The organism is Flavobacteriales bacterium (genome assembly GCA_016700415.1).
In the GTDB taxonomy this organism is placed as follows: Bacteria; Bacteroidota; Bacteroidia; order Flavobacteriales_F; family PHOS-HE28; genus PHOS-HE28.
Genome location: CP065018.1, coordinates 1,467,053 through 1,482,262 on the forward strand (window position 1 = coordinate 1,467,053; position 15,210 = coordinate 1,482,262).

The 15,210-nt window shown below is 57.1% G+C and carries 9 protein-coding genes, 2 tRNA genes and 2 rRNA genes; 4 read left to right on the top strand and 9 right to left on the bottom strand.

The window, feature by feature from the left end; all coding sequences use genetic code 11:
* Nucleotides 1-25: 25 nt before the first annotated feature.
* From IPP95_06210 to IPP95_06240, 7 genes are all read right to left on the bottom strand, one after another.
* Nucleotides 26-2,922, bottom strand: a 23S ribosomal RNA gene (locus tag IPP95_06210).
* A 124-nt stretch (nucleotides 2,923-3,046) separates the two neighbouring features.
* Nucleotides 3,047-3,120: transfer RNA gene (locus IPP95_06215), tRNA-Ala, on the bottom strand.
* A 12-nt stretch (nucleotides 3,121-3,132) separates the two neighbouring features.
* A tRNA-Ile gene (locus IPP95_06220) sits at nucleotides 3,133-3,209 on the bottom strand.
* A 105-nt stretch (nucleotides 3,210-3,314) separates the two neighbouring features.
* A 16S ribosomal RNA gene (locus IPP95_06225) occupies nucleotides 3,315-4,836 on the bottom strand.
* Together the 16S and 23S rRNA genes with 2 tRNA genes alongside form the textbook arrangement of a ribosomal RNA operon.
* Before the next feature lie 373 nt (nucleotides 4,837-5,209).
* Nucleotides 5,210-5,944 carry an SDR family NAD(P)-dependent oxidoreductase gene (locus tag IPP95_06230; protein ID QQS73810.1) on the bottom strand — a complete coding sequence of 245 codons (735 nt, stop codon included), beginning with the start codon at nucleotides 5,942-5,944 and terminating at the stop codon, nucleotides 5,210-5,212.
* 52 nt (nucleotides 5,945-5,996) lie between these two features.
* Entirely contained in the window at nucleotides 5,997-6,719 is a 723-nt protein-coding gene (gene mtgA, locus IPP95_06235) for a monofunctional biosynthetic peptidoglycan transglycosylase (GenBank protein QQS73811.1), read from the bottom strand.
* Nucleotides 6,720-6,786: 67 nt separating this feature from the next.
* Nucleotides 6,787-7,155, bottom strand: coding sequence for a hypothetical protein (locus tag IPP95_06240; protein ID QQS73812.1), 369 nt, complete (start codon nucleotides 7,153-7,155; stop codon nucleotides 6,787-6,789).
* Nucleotides 7,156-7,322: 167 nt separating this feature from the next.
* Between IPP95_06240 and IPP95_06245 the strand changes: the two genes are divergently transcribed.
* A complete protein-coding gene (locus IPP95_06245) occupies nucleotides 7,323-7,886 on the top strand; it encodes a sigma-70 family RNA polymerase sigma factor (GenBank protein ID QQS73813.1) in 564 nt (187 codons plus the stop codon).
* A 77-nt stretch (nucleotides 7,887-7,963) separates the two neighbouring features.
* On the top strand, nucleotides 7,964-8,257 hold the full coding sequence (locus tag IPP95_06250; protein ID QQS73814.1) for a hypothetical protein: 294 nt from the start codon (nucleotides 7,964-7,966) through the stop codon (nucleotides 8,255-8,257).
* Nucleotides 8,258-8,395: 138 nt separating this feature from the next.
* On the opposite strand, the gene purL is transcribed toward IPP95_06250, so the two are convergent.
* On the bottom strand, nucleotides 8,396-10,660 hold the full coding sequence (gene purL, locus IPP95_06255; GenBank protein QQS73815.1) for a phosphoribosylformylglycinamidine synthase subunit PurL: 2,265 nt from the start codon (nucleotides 10,658-10,660) through the stop codon (nucleotides 8,396-8,398).
* Between the two features lie 248 nt (nucleotides 10,661-10,908).
* Entirely contained in the window at nucleotides 10,909-12,156 is a 1,248-nt protein-coding gene (locus IPP95_06260) for a DUF1343 domain-containing protein (protein QQS73816.1), read from the bottom strand.
* Here IPP95_06260 and IPP95_06265 point away from each other — a divergent pair.
* Both IPP95_06265 and IPP95_06270 read left to right on the top strand, forming a co-directional pair.
* Nucleotides 12,125-13,657 carry an ABC transporter permease gene (locus IPP95_06265; protein ID QQS73817.1) on the top strand — a complete coding sequence of 511 codons (1,533 nt, stop codon included), beginning with the start codon at nucleotides 12,125-12,127 and terminating at the stop codon, nucleotides 13,655-13,657. The two genes, IPP95_06260 and IPP95_06265, sit on opposite strands and share 32 nt — an antisense overlap.
* A 114-nt stretch (nucleotides 13,658-13,771) precedes the next feature.
* On the top strand, nucleotides 13,772-15,127 hold the full coding sequence (locus IPP95_06270) for a pyridoxal-phosphate dependent enzyme (GenBank protein QQS73818.1): 1,356 nt from the start codon (nucleotides 13,772-13,774) through the stop codon (nucleotides 15,125-15,127).
* Nucleotides 15,128-15,210: the final 83 nt, after the last annotated feature.

The following is a 15,210-nucleotide window of genomic DNA, read 5'->3' on the forward strand; positions in this document are numbered from 1 at the left end:
ATAAATCCACCGTGAAGACCTTTTCAGGTCAAAGTCTACGGGTAATTAGTACTACTCGGCTTTGCCATTGCTGGCTTTACACCTGTAGCCTATCAACGTGGTGATCTTCCACGACCCTTAAAAGAAGTCTCATCTTGAGGTGGGCTTCGTGCTTAGATGCTTTCAGCGCTTATCCCATCCGAACATAGCTACCCAGCTATGCCACTGGCGTGACAACTGGTACACTAGCGGTTCGTCCACCACGGTCCTCTCGTACTAATGGTAGCTCCCCTCAAACTTCTAACGCCCGCAACAGATAGAGACCGAACTGTCTCACGACGTTCTGAACCCAGTTCACGTGCCACTTTAATCGGCGAACAGCCGAACCCTTGGGACCTTCTCCAGCCCCAGGATGTGACGAACCGACATCGAGGTGCCAAACCATTCCGTCGATATGAGCTCTTGGGAATGATCAGCCTGTTATCCCCGGCGTACCTTTTATCCTATGAGCGATGGCCCTTCCATACGGAACCACCGGATCACTTTGCCCTACTTTCGTACCTGTTCGACTTGTCGGTCTCACAGTCAAGCACCCTTATGCCAATATACTCGTCGCACGGTTACCAAGCGTGCTGAGGGTACCTTTGGAAGCCTCCGATACTTTTTTGGAGGCGACCACCCCAGTCAAACTACCCACCACACACTGTGTCCCTGTTTCGCAGGGATTAGACATCAGATGACAGAAGGGTGGTATTTCAACGATGACTCCATCACGCCTAGCGACGCAACTTCAAAGTCTCCCACCTATCCTACACATCGGGCAGCCGATGTCAATGTGAAGCTATAGTAAAGGTGCACGGGGTCTTTTCGTCCCGTTGCGGGTATCCGGCATCTTCACCGAAACTACAATTTCACCGAGCTCGTGGCCGAGACAGTGTCCAGATCGTTACACCATTCGTGCAGGTCGGAACTTACCCGACAAGGAATTTCGCTACCTTAGGACCGTTATAGTTACGGCCGCCGTTTACTGGGGCTTCGATTCAAAGCTTCGCCTTGCGGCTGACCTCTCCTCTTAACCTTCCAGCACCGGGCAGGTGTCAGGCCTTATACGTCATCTTTCGATTTCGCAAAGCCATGTGTTTTTGTTAAACAGTCGCCTGGACCTTTTCATTGAAACCCACTTGCGTGGGTAGCGCTTATCCCGAAGTTACGCGCTTAATTTGCCTAGTTCCTTAGCCACGGATCACTCGAGCGCCTCAGGATACTCTCCTTGACCACCTGTGTCGGTTTGAGGTACGGGCGGCCCATATCTGAAGCTTAGAGGTTTTTCTCGGAAGTCTGATTAGGGTCAATGCATTCTGCCGAAGCTTCCTGCTACTGTCGGGTTTCAGCAACACCGGTGGATTTTCCTGCCAGCGTTATACCTACGTCCTTCACCGTGCTATTCCGTCAGCACGGAGACCTTTCACTCCTTCGTCACCCCATCGCAATATGGGTCGGTACCGGAATATTGACCGGTTGTCCATCGGCTTCGCCTGTCGGCTATACCTTAGGTCCCGACTAACCCTGATCCGATTAACGTTGATCAGGAAACCTTGGTCTATCGGCGGGCATGTTTTTCACATGCCTTATCGTTACTTATGCCTACATTTTCTTTTCCGGACGCTCCAGCATAGCTCACACTACACCTTCTACGCAGACCGGAATGCTCTTCTACCACTGCGTATTGCTACGCAGTCCACAGCTTCGGTGGTGTGTTTGATGCCCGATCATTATCCATGCCGGATCGCTCGACTAGTGAGCTGTTACGCACTCTTTAAATGAATGGCTGCTTCCAAGCCAACATCCTAGCTGTCAGTGCAATCCGACCTCGTTAGATTCAACTTAACACACACTTGGGGACCTTTAGCCGATGGTCTGGGTTATTTCCCTTTCGCGCACGGACCTTAGCACCCGTGCGCTCACTCCCGGATATTGAGTTATGGCATTCGGAGTTTGTCCGGGTTTGGTAGGCGGTGAAGCCCCCTAGCCCGATCAGTAGCTCTACCTCCATAACTGTACGTCCGAGGCTGCACCTAAATGCATTTCGAAGAGTACGAGCTATCTCCCAGTTTGATTAGCCTTTCACCCCTAATCACAGCTCATCCGAAGACTTTTCAACGTCTACCAGTTCGGTCCTCCATTCCGTGTTACCGGAACTTCAACCTGGCCATGAATAGATCACTCAGGTTTCGCGTCTGCCGCCACTGACTACACGCCCTGTTAAGACTTGCTTTCGCTTCGGCTGCGGGACTTAATCCCTTAACCTTGCCAGTGACGAGCAACTCGTAGGCTCATTATGCAAAAGGCACGCCGTCATTCCGTCGAAACGGAACTCCGACCGCTTGTAGGCGTACGGTTTCAGGGTCTATTTCACTCCTCTGTTCGAGGTTCTTTTCACCTTTCCTTCACAGTACTGGTTCGCTATCGGTCTCTCAGTAGTATTTAGCCTTGGCGGATGGTTCCGCCGGATTCAGACAGGATCTCACGTGTCCCGCCCTACTCAGGATACCACTAGGTATCGCATACATGCCGTGTACGGGACTGTCACCCGCTATGGTCCAACTTTCCAGAAGGGTTCCACTATGTATACGAAGTCCACGTTGTGGTCCTACAACCCCGGTCCCGCCGAAACGGTACCGGTTTGGGCTGTCCCCTGTTCGCTCGCCACTACTAGGGGGATCACTATTTGTTTTCTTTTCCTCCGGGTACTTAGATGTTTCAGTTCCCCGGGTTAGCTTCCTTTTCAGGATAACCGGTCTTCAACCGGCTGGGTTGCCCCATTCGGAGATCCACGGATCACAGGTCATTATGCACCTCCCCATGGCTTATCGCAGCCTATCGCGTCCTTCATCGCCTCTGAGAGCCAAGGCATCCACCATACGCCCTTAGTAACTTTTCGACCTCTTATGGTCTTGCTCGGTGGACCGATCTCTCGGTCTGTCTTGGTCAGTCTAACAATACGTCAAAGAACAGTGCGCTCTTTCGAGCTTTGTCCGCCGTCGCCTTCGCAAAAGCGGACATTGAGTGGAGAATATCGGAGTCGAACCGATGACCTCCTGCTTGCAAAGCAGGCGCTCTAGCCAGCTGAGCTAATTCCCCGTTCCCTATCCCTGGTAGTCCTGCGCAGATTTGAACTGCGGACCTCTACATTATCAGTGTAGCGCTCTAACCAACTGAGCTACAGGACTAGGAGACGGCAACGGTGGCACCGTTTGAAAATATTATCCATCTGAGAGAAAGTAAGTGTCAACCAACTTGCGTTGGCCGGAAGCTCCAAAAGAGCAGTCCTCTAAAAAGGAGATGTTCCAGCCGCACCTTCCGGTACGGCTACCTTGTTACGACTTAGCCCCAGTCACCGACTTTGCCCTAGGTAGCTCCTTGCGGTCACCAACTTCAGGCACTTTCGGCTTCCATGGCTTGACGGGCGGTGTGTACAAGGCCCGGGAACGTATTCACCGCATCATGGCTGATATGCGATTACTAGCGATTCCAGCTTCACGGAGTCGGGTTGCAGACTCCGATCCGAACTGAGACGAGTTTTAGAGATCAGCATCCGGTCACCCGGTAGCTTCCCATTGTTCCTCGCCATTGTAGCACGTGTGTAGCCCAGGACGTAAGGGCCGTGATGACTTGACGTCGTCCCCACCTTCCTCACCGCTTACGCGGGCAGTTCCGTTAGAGTCCCCGGCATTATCCGCTGGCAACTAACAGTAGGGGTTGCGCTCGTTATGGGACTTAACCCGACACCTCACGGCACGAGCTGACGACAGCCATGCAGCACCTCGCACGTTGTCCGAAGAAGAGGACGTTTCCGCCCCTGTCAACGTACGTTCAAGCCCTGGTAAGGTTCCTCGCGTATCATCGAATTAAACCACATGCTCCACCGCTTGTGCGGGCCCCCGTCAATTCCTTTGAGTTTCAATCTTGCGATCGTACTCCCCAGGTGGATCACTTAACGCTTTCGCTAGGTGACTGACAGTGTATCGCCAATCACGAGTGATCATCGTTTACGGCGTGGACTACCAGGGTATCTAATCCTGTTCGCTCCCCACGCTTTCGTGCCTCAGCGTCAGTTTCGTCTTCGTGAGCTGTCTTCACTATCGGTGTTCTGTGCCATATCTAAGCATTTCACCGCTACACGGCACATTCCGCCCACGTCAAACGTACTCAAGAACAACAGTATCAACGGCAGTTCTGCAGTTAAGCTGCAGGCTTTCACCGCTGACTTATTGTTCCGCCTACGCACCCTTTAAACCCAATGAATCCGGATAACGCTTGCACCCTTCGTATTACCGCGGCTGCTGGCACGAAGTTAGCCGGTGCTTATTCCATCGGTACCGTCAACCCGGGACACGTCCCGGGGTTTCTTCCCGATTAAAAGCAGTTTACAACGCGTAGCGCCTTCTTCCTGCACGCGGCATGGCTGCGTCAGAGTTGCCTCCATTGCGCAATATTCCTCACTGCTGCCTCCCGTAGGAGTCTGGTCCGTGTCTCAGTACCAGTGTGGGGGATAACCCTCTCAGGCCCCCTAACGATCGTAGTCTTGGTGAGCCGTTACCTCACCAACAAACTAATCGTGCGCATGGTCATCCTTTACCGCCGGAGCTTTCAAGACAAGATGATGCCATCTCGTCTAGTATGGGGCATTAATCCGGATTTCTCCGGGCTATTCCCCAGTAAAGGGCAGATTCCATACGTGTTACGCACCCGTGCGCCGGTCGTCAGCGGAAGCAAGCTTCCCTGTTACCCCTCGACTTGCATGTGTTAAGCCTGCCGCTAGCGTTCATCCTGAGCCAGGATCAAACTCTCCATTGTAAGTTTGTTTGATCTGGCTCTTCTTAGTGCCCCCCATGTGAAACCTTACAGTACACAGGGACACTCACTTTTCTCAGAATGGACAATAAGTCAAAGAACGTTTCAAGTCTCCGGGACCGTCCCGGGCTTGAGGAAATTCATTTTGTGCGCCTTCCGTCCCACGAACGTGTTTCGGAAGGGGGTGCAAATGTAGGCTGATCTTCCGATCCACCAAACAGTGTTGAAAATATAATTCTCAACCTCTACTTGGCCACCCCTACATGTCATCCCCGATCCGGGGCGCTCAAAGAACGTTTTTGCTGAAAGCGGCTGCAAAGGTAGATAGAATTCCTTTCCGTCCTAATTCACACAAGAAAAAAATTCAAAGACCCCGTTATGGGGTACTCACGGCCAAGGGCAACACCTTGCCGTTGAAGAGATTATGGCCCTCCACCACGAACCTGGAAATGTACCGTCCCACCTCTTCCGCACCGACCGGAGCGGTGTATCCGGGGAAGGCGGTACGCAACATTGCGGTGTCCACGGCGCCCAAGCAGATGCAATTGCACCGTACCCCGCGGTCCTTCAACTCCTCGGCCATGCACTCGGTGGTGTTGGCCAGTGCGGCCTTGCTGGCGCTGTATGCGGCCAGGCCAGGGAACTTCACACTGCCTTGAAAGCCGCCCATGCTGCCGATGTTCACGATGTGCCCGGGAGGATCCCCTTCCAGTAAGGAACTAAGCGCTTGGGATAGCAAAAGAGGCACGGAAGCATTGAGCAGGTAGAGCCTTTGCAGGTCGTCCTCCGTCCACTCCCCCCATTCCCGCTTGATCAGCAGGCCGGCGTTGTTCACCAAGCCGTGCAGCCTTCTCCCGGCCAGATGCCGCCTCACATCTTCAATACCGCTCGTGGAGACCAGGTCCACTTGCAGCGCCTCCAGCAGCCCTGCCCTATCGCCGCATTCCGTTTTTAAGGACGCCAGACAGTCCTCATCTCGCGAAACGGCAACGACCGTGCAACCATGCAGTTCCACTAATGCCTTTGCTGTCGCCCGCCCTACACCGCGGCTGGCACCGGTGACCAAAACTAATCGTGCAGTTCCGGGCATACTGTCCTTCTGTTCCGTCATGATCAATTGCGATCGAGGTCTTCTTGCGGACCAAGGTAACGGTGCCCTGTTGTCAACGCTTGTGCCTTTTCTCGCGACGATCGCGGAGGTCGTTCAAGCGCTCGCGCTCCAGGGGATCCATCTGGTTCCCGAGCTGCCTCATCTGGCGCAGTATCCACGCCTGCCTGCGTTGCACGAAAGCCGAGGGAGAACAGGCATTGAACCTGCGCGGTGACGGCAACACAGCTGCGATAAGCGCGGCCTGTGAATCCGTGAGCTTGGACGCCGAACGCTTAAAACAGTGCTGCGCGGTAGCCTCCGCGCCAAAGCGGCCCTTCCCGGTCTCGGCCACGTTGAGGTACATCTCCAGAATGCGGTCCTTCGACCAAAAGGTCTCCATCAACAGCGTGAACCAGGCCTCCAGGCCTTTGCGCACAAAATTCCTACCCGGCCAGAGGAAGACGTTCTTGGCGGTCTGCTGGCTGATGGTGCTCGCACCACGCACGCGCTTGCTGCGGTCGTTATGCGCCATTGCCTTCCGCATGGCCTCCATATCGAATCCGAAGTGGTCGAAGAACTTCTGGTCTTCCGCAGCGATGACGGCCAATGGCATGGCCGGGGAGATCTTTGACAGCGGCACCCACGTGCGCTCAACACCACCTTGGGCCTTGGCCTGCGCGACCATCTCCCACGTTACCGGTGGAGGAACGATAAGCAATAGCAGGACCCAGAGCACGCACACGAGCAAAGCCCAAAATGCAGTGGCGGCAAATACGGTGAAAAAGCGTCGCAGCATTGTTTACCAAGTGCGGCGAAATTAGGGTCGGGCAAGATCCGAATGCCTGCGGCACCCTACATCGGAGCTACTTTCCCCTGCTCCGCACCACGATCATGTGATGTCCCACCAGAGCCGCGCCGCCGCATATGGCCACCATCACGAAGTAGGGCAACGGGTTGTCCTCCCCATTCACCATGGCGTAGGTTTGGAAGAGGTAGCCCAGCAACAGGCCAAAGCCTACGCCAATACCAAGCAGACCGAATTTCAAGCTGCTGAACCGGTCCACTTCAGAGGCGGGTTCAGCCGTCGCAAGACCTTTCTCGATCATGGCCATGCGCTGGCGGTGGCGGGCTGTCACCCATATGTAGAACATGCCAAAGGCGGCGGAGAAGACGATCAAAGGGACCAAAACTTCAGATGCGGGGGTATCCATGCTTTTCAGGGGTTTGGGCATGTGACGAGCTTGCTGCCCTTCGCGGTTACGATCCACTTATCCAGCCCATGTATCCGTCATCCTTCACCGGAATCACCGTTCATCGAAAAACCTTGAGGAACGAGGCTTGAAAGTTGATCTTCGTGTAACCGTGGGCTGAAGGAACCGCGTCCCATGGCCGAGATCTTTTGGACGACACCAGCACCATATCCTTGGTCCTTGCGGGCGACCGCAGCGCCTTTGTCTCCCTGATGGAGCGCTATATGCACATGGTGCATACAGTGGCCTTCCGGGTGCTCAGGAATGAGCTGGATGCGGAAGAGGCTACGCAGGACACGTTCTTGAAGGCCTACCAGCGGCTGGCGGAATTCAAGGGCGAAGGGAAATTCTCAACGTGGCTCTACAGCATCGCATACCGCACGGCGATCACGGCGTTGCGGCGGCGAAAGGAGGTCCCCAATTCACTCGATGAGCTTTCCGAAGTTGGAAAAGAGCCGACCACCGCATGGGTGGAACCGATGGATGAACGGGCCGCGATCCTTGACAAGGCGTTGCGGACCTTGTCCCCGGAGGACGCCGCGGTGATGACGATGTTCTACTTGGAGGAGCTGAGCGTGGAGGAGATCGTAACCGTTACCGGGATGAGCGCGTCCAATGTGAAGGTGAAACTGCACCGGTGCCGGAAGCGCTTATATGACGTGCTGCACCTGCAATTGAAGAATGAGACATGGACTTTGGTGACGAGCGCGTAAGCCGAGAAGACCCGCTGAGGGGGCTATTCCAAGAGTTGGGAAGGCACCCTGCACCTTCCGGCTTGAAAGACCGGGTCATGGCGCGCATTGATGCCAGCCCGGTCCCTTCCGTTCAATCGCTCCCGTTGATCGGAAGATCGGGTTGGTGGGCCCTCGCTGCACTGGTGTTCACGATGGCGATCGTTGCCTTCACCCTGCCCACAGGCCCCCTGCCCACGGATACGGCGGGAACGTGGTTCACCACCACAATGCACGGATCATTGGATCTGCTATCCTCGCGCTGGGCCATGGGCAGCCTTTTATGCGCGGCGGGGTTGTTGTTGCTGGATAATTGGGTATCCGCGAGACCTCTTGTGGAACCCTCGAATTGAACGGCCACAGCCGTTCTTCCCCTCTTGATAGCAAGGAATCGCCGTCCGGCCGATCAACGTTTCCTGCCCACCTTATGCACGTCGTGGTATTGTGCAAGCTGGAAAAGCAGTTCGCCAGATCCAAGGACTTGGACGGACCTATTGTTCGTCCATGATCTGCGGAATGGCCCCCTCGTACACGGCACTGGCATCCAGAACGTTGCCGAAGGATTCATCGTCCACCATGAACTTGCCCTTGGTAACGTGGCCAAGCAGCAAGAACGGCACTTTGCTCAGGCGCATCAGGTCAAGGAAGCCGTCCTCTTGGGCTTGGGTGATGGTAACGACCACGCGGCCTTGGCCTTCACCGAAGAGGAAGGCATCCGGGCGGACCTCGCTATCGGTGACAATGTCGAATCCAAGCCCGTTCGGCATGCCCATTTCCACCAGAGCGGTCCATAGGCCACCGTCGCTGACGTCATGCACGGCCGTGACCAGCCCGCGTTTGATGAGGTGTGAGGTGATCACATGGACCAAGTGCTCCTGGGCCAGATCGAAGTAGGGGGCAGGTGAGCGGTGGATGTTGTGGTGGCGCACCAAGTATTCGCTACAAGCGATGTCGTCGGTGATCTTTCCGATGATGAAGATGAGGTCGCCCTTCTGCTGAAAGGCCAAGGTCATGCGGTTCTTGATGTCCGGCACCACGCCGACCATGCCGATGGTGGGCGTGGGGAACACGGCGACCTCGTTGCCTTCGATCACGGATTGGTTGTAGAAGCTGACGTTCCCGCCGGTAACGGGCGTCTTGAATTCGATGCAGGCCTCGCTCATGCCATTGATGGCCTGTTCGAACTGCCAATAAACCTCGGGGTCGTACGGATTCCCGAAGTTGAGGCAGTTGGTGACGCCGGCCGGTTCCCCTCCGCTGCATACGATGTTGCGAGCGGCCTCGCTCACAGCGATCATGGTGCCCACGTACGGGTCGGCCTGCACGTAGCGGGCATTGCAATCCACCGTGACCGCAAGGGCTTTGTTCCCACCGGCCTCTTTCAACAGCACCAGTCCCGCATCGCTGGGTGCGTTGGTGCTCATGTTTCCGGTGCGCACCATGGTATCGTACTGCTCGCTCACCCAGCGCTTGCTGGCGATGTTGGGGCTGGCCAAAAGTTCATAGGCTACCTGTTCCAGGTCCTGCGGCACCGGCACCATGTCGGTCTTGAACTTCTTGTTCTCGGCGATGTACGCCGGTTCTTTGCTCTGCCGCTTGTACACCGGAGCCCCGCCGCCCAGGACGAGGCTTTCCGCTGGCACCTCGGCCACGAGCTCCTTCTGCCAGAAGAAGCGTAGTGTATCGCCTTCAGTCACGGTACCGATCTTCACGCAGTGCAGGTCCCACTTCTCAAAAATGTCCTTCACCTCCTGATCGCGTCCCTTCTTCACCACCACGAGCATGCGCTCCTGGCTTTCGCTGAGAAGGATCTCCCACGGACGCATGTCTTCCTGGCGCAGGGGCACCTTGTCCAAATAGACGTCCATGCCGCAACCGCCCTTCGCGCTCATCTCACTGGTGCTACAGGTGATACCCGCAGCGCCCATGTCCTGCATGCCGATGATGGCATCGGTCTGTGCCAATTCCAAGGAAGCTTCCAACAGCAGTTTCTCCATGAAAGGGTCGCCCACCTGCACGGCAGGGAGGTCGTCCATGCTGGTGCCGGTAATGTCCTTGCTGGCGAACGAGGCACCGTGTATGCCGTCCTTCCCGGTGGCGCTGCCCACGATATAGACCGGGTTGCCCACGCCATGGGAGGTCGCACTGATCAACTTGTCCGCGCGCATGATGCCCACGCTCATTGCGTTCACCAGCGGATTGGTGGTGTAGCAGGGATCGAAGTAGACCTCGCCCCCGAGCACGGGCACCCCGAAGGCATTGCCGTAGTCACCGATGCCCTTCACCACGCCGCGCATGTGCCAACGGCTGCTGGCCTGATTGGCGATGTCTCCGAAGCGGAGCGAGTTGAGCTGCGCGATGGGCCGGGCACCCATGGTGAAGATGTCGCGGTTGATGCCGCCCACGCCGGTTGCGGCACCCTGGTAAGGTTCGATGGCACTGGGGTGGTTGTGGCTTTCGATCTTGAAGGCACAGGCCCAACCATCGCCGATATCGATGAGCCCAGCGTTCTCCTCGCCCGCCTCTACCAACAGCTTGGGACCTTTCCGTGGAAGGGTCTTCAGCAGTGCGATGGAATTCTTATAGGAGCAGTGTTCGCTCCACATCGCGCTGTAGATGCCGAGCTCGGTGAAGTTGGGCACGCGGCCGAGGATCTCCTGAATGCGCGTGTATTCCTCTTCGATCAGGCCCAATTTCTTGGCTGTTTCGAGGGTTGCCGCCTGATCGGCGGGCGCGAGTTTGGTCTTTGTTGGCATGGGGCACAAAGAAACGGCTTTGCGGGGGGATGATCGTAGATCCTCAATAAAGGAACCACGGATGCACACGGATGGACACTGATGATTTCCCAGAGGTAGCGGCTTCGGATTCTACCGCAACGGGCGCGACGAACGCCACGAAATGCGGTTTTCCGGAGGTTTCGGCTTCGGTCTTTTAACAGTAGAACATGCTGGGAGGACGTTGGGGCCCGGGGCTACTCATGGTTGCTGGGCACTTCTCTCCCACCCTACTCCTCCGAATACAGCAAATAGGGCTTGCGCATCCGCTTGAAATCCTCCAGATCGGCCTGCCAGGTGGCGCGGATGTCCTCCTCGGAACGGTCGGCGATGATAGCCTTGCGCAGCGCCGTTCCTCCTGCGAGCTTGTCGAAGAAGGCATTGAAGAACTTGCCCTTGTCCGTGCTGGCGTTGTACATGCCGATGAGCCACTCCAGGTTCAGCCTTGGGTCCATCCGGCTGTAGAACTCGCCGAACGAACTGAGATCCATGCCGGTGCAGGCCTCATCCTTGTATGGCGGGTTCCTTGCCCCGGGGACGGAGCGCGGGGTGAACGCGAACGTTCCGAGCGGGCAACCCGGATAGCCAATGCACTGGAAAGGCCGATCAGTACCGCGTCCAACGCTTACTACCGTCCCTTCGAACAGGCCCAGCGCGGGATAGAGGTACACGGCTGCCATGTTCGGCAGGTTCGGTGAAGGTTTTTCCGGAAGCTCGTAGTAGCTGGAATGATCGTATCCCGTGCAGGGGATCAAGGTGAGGTCGCACTTCACACCACCCTTCAGCCAGCCTTCGCCATTGACCATTCGTGCATACTCTCCAACCGTCATGCCATGGACCAGCGGCACGGGGTCCATGCCGACGAAGGACTCGAACGCGGTGTCCAGCACAGGGCCGTCCACATAGAAACCGTTGGGGTTGGGCCGGTCCAGTACGATCATCTGCTTGTGCTGCTCGGCGACCGCTTCCATCACATAATGCACAGTGCTGATGTAGGTGAAGAAGCGAACACCCACATCTTGAATGTCGAAGAGCACCACATCCACATCAGCGAGTTGCGTGGGTTGCGGCTTCTTGTTCTTGCCATAGAGCGAGATCACCGGAAGACCGGTTTGCTTGTCCTGCTCATCGGCCACATGCTCGCCCGCATCGGCCTCGCCGCGAAAGCCGTGTTCGGGCGCGAAGACCTTCACCACGTTCATGCCGATGGAGACCAGTGAATCCACCAGATGTACCGGGCCGATCATGCCGGTCTGGTTGGTGACCACGGCGACGCGTTTTCCGCGCAGCAAGGGGATGTATTCAGCGGTCCGCTCCGCTCCTACTTTGATCTTCGCATTGGCGTAAGGAGCTGCTTCGATCACCGCGGCACCGGCTTCCTGCGCCGGCACCGGGCCATTACATCCGAAGAGCGCCACGAGCACGGCTATCTTCGCCGCGATCCCCATGGGCTTCGCACATTTCATCGCCCGCCGCATCCTTAGCGACAGGGACCGGCAAGACCGGCTCTCACGGCCTATCGTGCTCATTGCGATACTTGGCATTGTCATCGGCATGGCGGTGATGCTCCTCACCGTGGGGATCAGTACGGGCTTCCAAGGCGAAGTCCGGGCCAAAGTAACAGGCGCCGGGGCGCACATCGAGATCCTCCCTTTGACGCAGAGCGATCCGAAGGAGTCGTCCCGGGTGAATATCCACCAGTCCTTTTACCCCTTTCTTGACAACGTGCCCGGTATCGAGCACATCCAGGTCTTCGCCTTGAAGCCGGGCATCGTGGAGACGGACAAGGAGATCCAGGGCGTGGTGGTGAAGGGTGTTGGTGCGGACCATGACTGGAGTTTTATGCGCGCCCACCTGCTGAAAGGGACCGTGCTGAACATCGGCGACAGCGTGCGCAACGAGGTATTGATCAGCAACTGGATGGCCAAGCGGTTGCGGCTGGACGTCGGCGATCAACTTGTGGTATATCTGATCAAGGGCCGTGAGGACATCCGCCCGCGCAAGTTCCGGGTGACGGGGATCTATGAGACCGGCTTGGAGAAGATCGATCATCAGGTGGTGTATGTGGACATCGCACATATCCAGCGCTTCGCGCAATGGGGCCTGCAGGCGGAGATCAGCGTTTCGGACATCGATCATGCGGACGGAGTGCAGATCGAAGGGCTGGCGTTCGGCGGCGACCTGTCCTACAGCTACGATTGGCCGGGAACGAAGCTGCACGGAAAGGGGCCGCACACGATCTGCACCGCGACAGACACGACATTGATGCTTGTGGTGAACGACAACAACGGCACCTTGCCCGATACGGCCTGGGTCACGCTTCATCCCAAGGAGAAGCTTCCATCCGCGGCCTGCCTGCCCGCGAGCGCGCTGGCGATCACGCGGCGTTCCACCGGTGGAAGTTCCAAGGACTACTGCGGTGGCTTTGAGGTGGCCCTGAAGGATTTCCGGGACCTGACCACGATGGACGACCTGATCTACCGCGACTATCTGGGCGCCGGCCTCCGCACGGTGACGGTGCGGGAGCGCTTCCCGGAGATCTTCTCCTGGCTGGAGTTGCTGGATACCAACGTGATCGTGGTGATCGTGCTGATGGTGCTGGTGGCGATCATCAACATGACCTCGGCGTTGCTGATCATCATACTGGAGCGCACGAACATGATCGGCGTCCTGAAAGCGCTGGGCACGAGCAACGGCACCATCCGTCGCATCTTCCTGATCGATGCGGCCTACATCCTCGGCATCGGCATCGTGCTGGGCGATCTGTTAGGCATCGGGCTTGCGCTGTTGCAAAAGCAGTTCGGGCTGGCCCGGCTTCCGATCGAGAGCTACTACGTGGACAAAGTACCGGTGGACCTCTCCCTCGGCCCCATCGTGGCGCTGAATGTCGGCGTGCTGTTGGTCTGCGTGCTGGCGTTGGTGATCCCCAGCATGTATGTGTCGCGCATCGCTCCGGCGAAGGCGATACGGTTCACATAGAGAGGTACCACGTAGAGCGCGAAGGGCACATAGAGGGTCCACGAAAACCTTCGTGTCCTTCGCGTTCTTCGTGTTAGAAACCAGACCAAACGCACGACCGTACCTTCGCGGCGCATGAAGATCCACGAGAACATCCTGAGCACCGTCGGCAATACGCCCATGGTGAAATTGAACCGCTTGGTGGCGGACCTGCCCTGCACCGTATTGGCGAAGGTTGAAACGTTCAACCCCGGCAACAGCATCAAGGACCGCATGGCGCTGAAGATGATCGCCGATGCGGAAAAAAGCGGCCTGTTGAAGCCCGGCGGCACCATCATCGAGGGCACCAGTGGCAACACCGGCATGGGCTTGGCGATGGCAGCGATCATCAAGGGCTACAAGTGCATCTTCACCACCACCGACAAGCAGAGCAAGGAGAAAGTGGATGCCCTGCGCGCCTTCGGGGCCGAGGTGATCGTCTGCCCCACCAATGTGGAGCCCGAAGATCCCCGCTCCTATTATTCCGTGAGCTCACGGCTGGAAAAGGAAACGCCGAACAGCTGGAAGGCCAACCAGTACGACAACCCGAGCAACAGCAAGGCGCACTATGAAAGCACCGGTCCGGAGATCTGGGACCAGACCGACGGCAAGATCACCCACTTGGTGGTGGGCGTGGGTACAGGCGGTACCATCAGTGGAACGGGGCGCTACCTGAAAGAGAAAAACCCTGCGATCCAGGTGTGGGGCATTGACACGTACGGGTCTGTCTTCACGAAGTACAAAGAGACGGGCATCCTGGACCCCAATGAGATCTATCCGTACATCACTGAGGGCATCGGCGAGGACATGCTTCCGCAGAACGTGGACTTCAGCCTGATCGACCACTTCGAGAAGGTGACGGATCGCGACGCGGCGATCTATACGCGCAAGATCACCCGCGACGAGGGCATCTTCGTGGGCAACAGCGCGGGCGCGGCCATGGCGGGGCTGATGCAGATGAAGCACATGCTGAAGGCGGGCGACGTGGTGGTGGTGATCTTCCACGACCACGGAACGCGCTACCTCGGCAAGATGTTCAACGACGATTGGATGCGCGAGCGTGGTTTCTTGGTGGAGGAAAAGCCAACTGCCGGCGACCTGCTGAAAGGGAGGGACACCGAACTCGTGAGCGTGGAAGCTGATGAGCCCGTACTGCTTGCGATCGACCGGATGCGTGCGCACAACATCGACCAATTGCCGGTGATGGAGAACGGGAAGCCGGTCGGCACCATCACGGATGCGCGCCTCTTCGACGCCATCCTCGAAGACACGGATGTGCGCCACCAAAAAGCACGCGTGGTGATGGATAAGCCCTTGCCGATCGTAGGGCCGGAAGCCACCTTGGCGGAGATCGCTAAGCAGTTGGGCAACGGCAGCCAAGCCGTGCTAGTGAAGATGCAGGAGCGCTACGGCATCATTACAAAGCAGGACATCATTGGGAAGTTGAAGTAGCGTCCCAACGAGGGTGCCTACAGTGGTGCGATGCTTATCGGACCCGCGAGGACTTCAGAGGCCACCCTACCTTTGCGGCCCGC

Bases quoted from the DNA above. Each gene is read 5' to 3' on its own strand.
- IPP95_06260 (QQS73816.1), bottom strand. From the start codon at position 12,156: ATGCGGCGGGCGATGAAATGTGCGAAGCCCATGGGGATCGCGGCGAAG.
- purL (QQS73815.1), bottom strand. From the start codon at position 10,660: ATGCCAACAAAGACCAAACTCGCGCCCGCCGATCAGGCGGCAACCCTC.
- IPP95_06265 (QQS73817.1), top strand. From the start codon at position 12,125: ATGGGCTTCGCACATTTCATCGCCCGCCGCATCCTTAGCGACAGGGAC.
- IPP95_06250 (QQS73814.1), top strand. From the start codon at position 7,964: ATGGCGCGCATTGATGCCAGCCCGGTCCCTTCCGTTCAATCGCTCCCG.
- IPP95_06270 (QQS73818.1), top strand. From the start codon at position 13,772: ATGAAGATCCACGAGAACATCCTGAGCACCGTCGGCAATACGCCCATG.
- IPP95_06240 (QQS73812.1), bottom strand. From the start codon at position 7,155: ATGCCCAAACCCCTGAAAAGCATGGATACCCCCGCATCTGAAGTTTTG.
- mtgA (QQS73811.1), bottom strand. From the start codon at position 6,719: ATGCTGCGACGCTTTTTCACCGTATTTGCCGCCACTGCATTTTGGGCT.
- IPP95_06230 (QQS73810.1), bottom strand. From the start codon at position 5,944: ATGACGGAACAGAAGGACAGTATGCCCGGAACTGCACGATTAGTTTTG.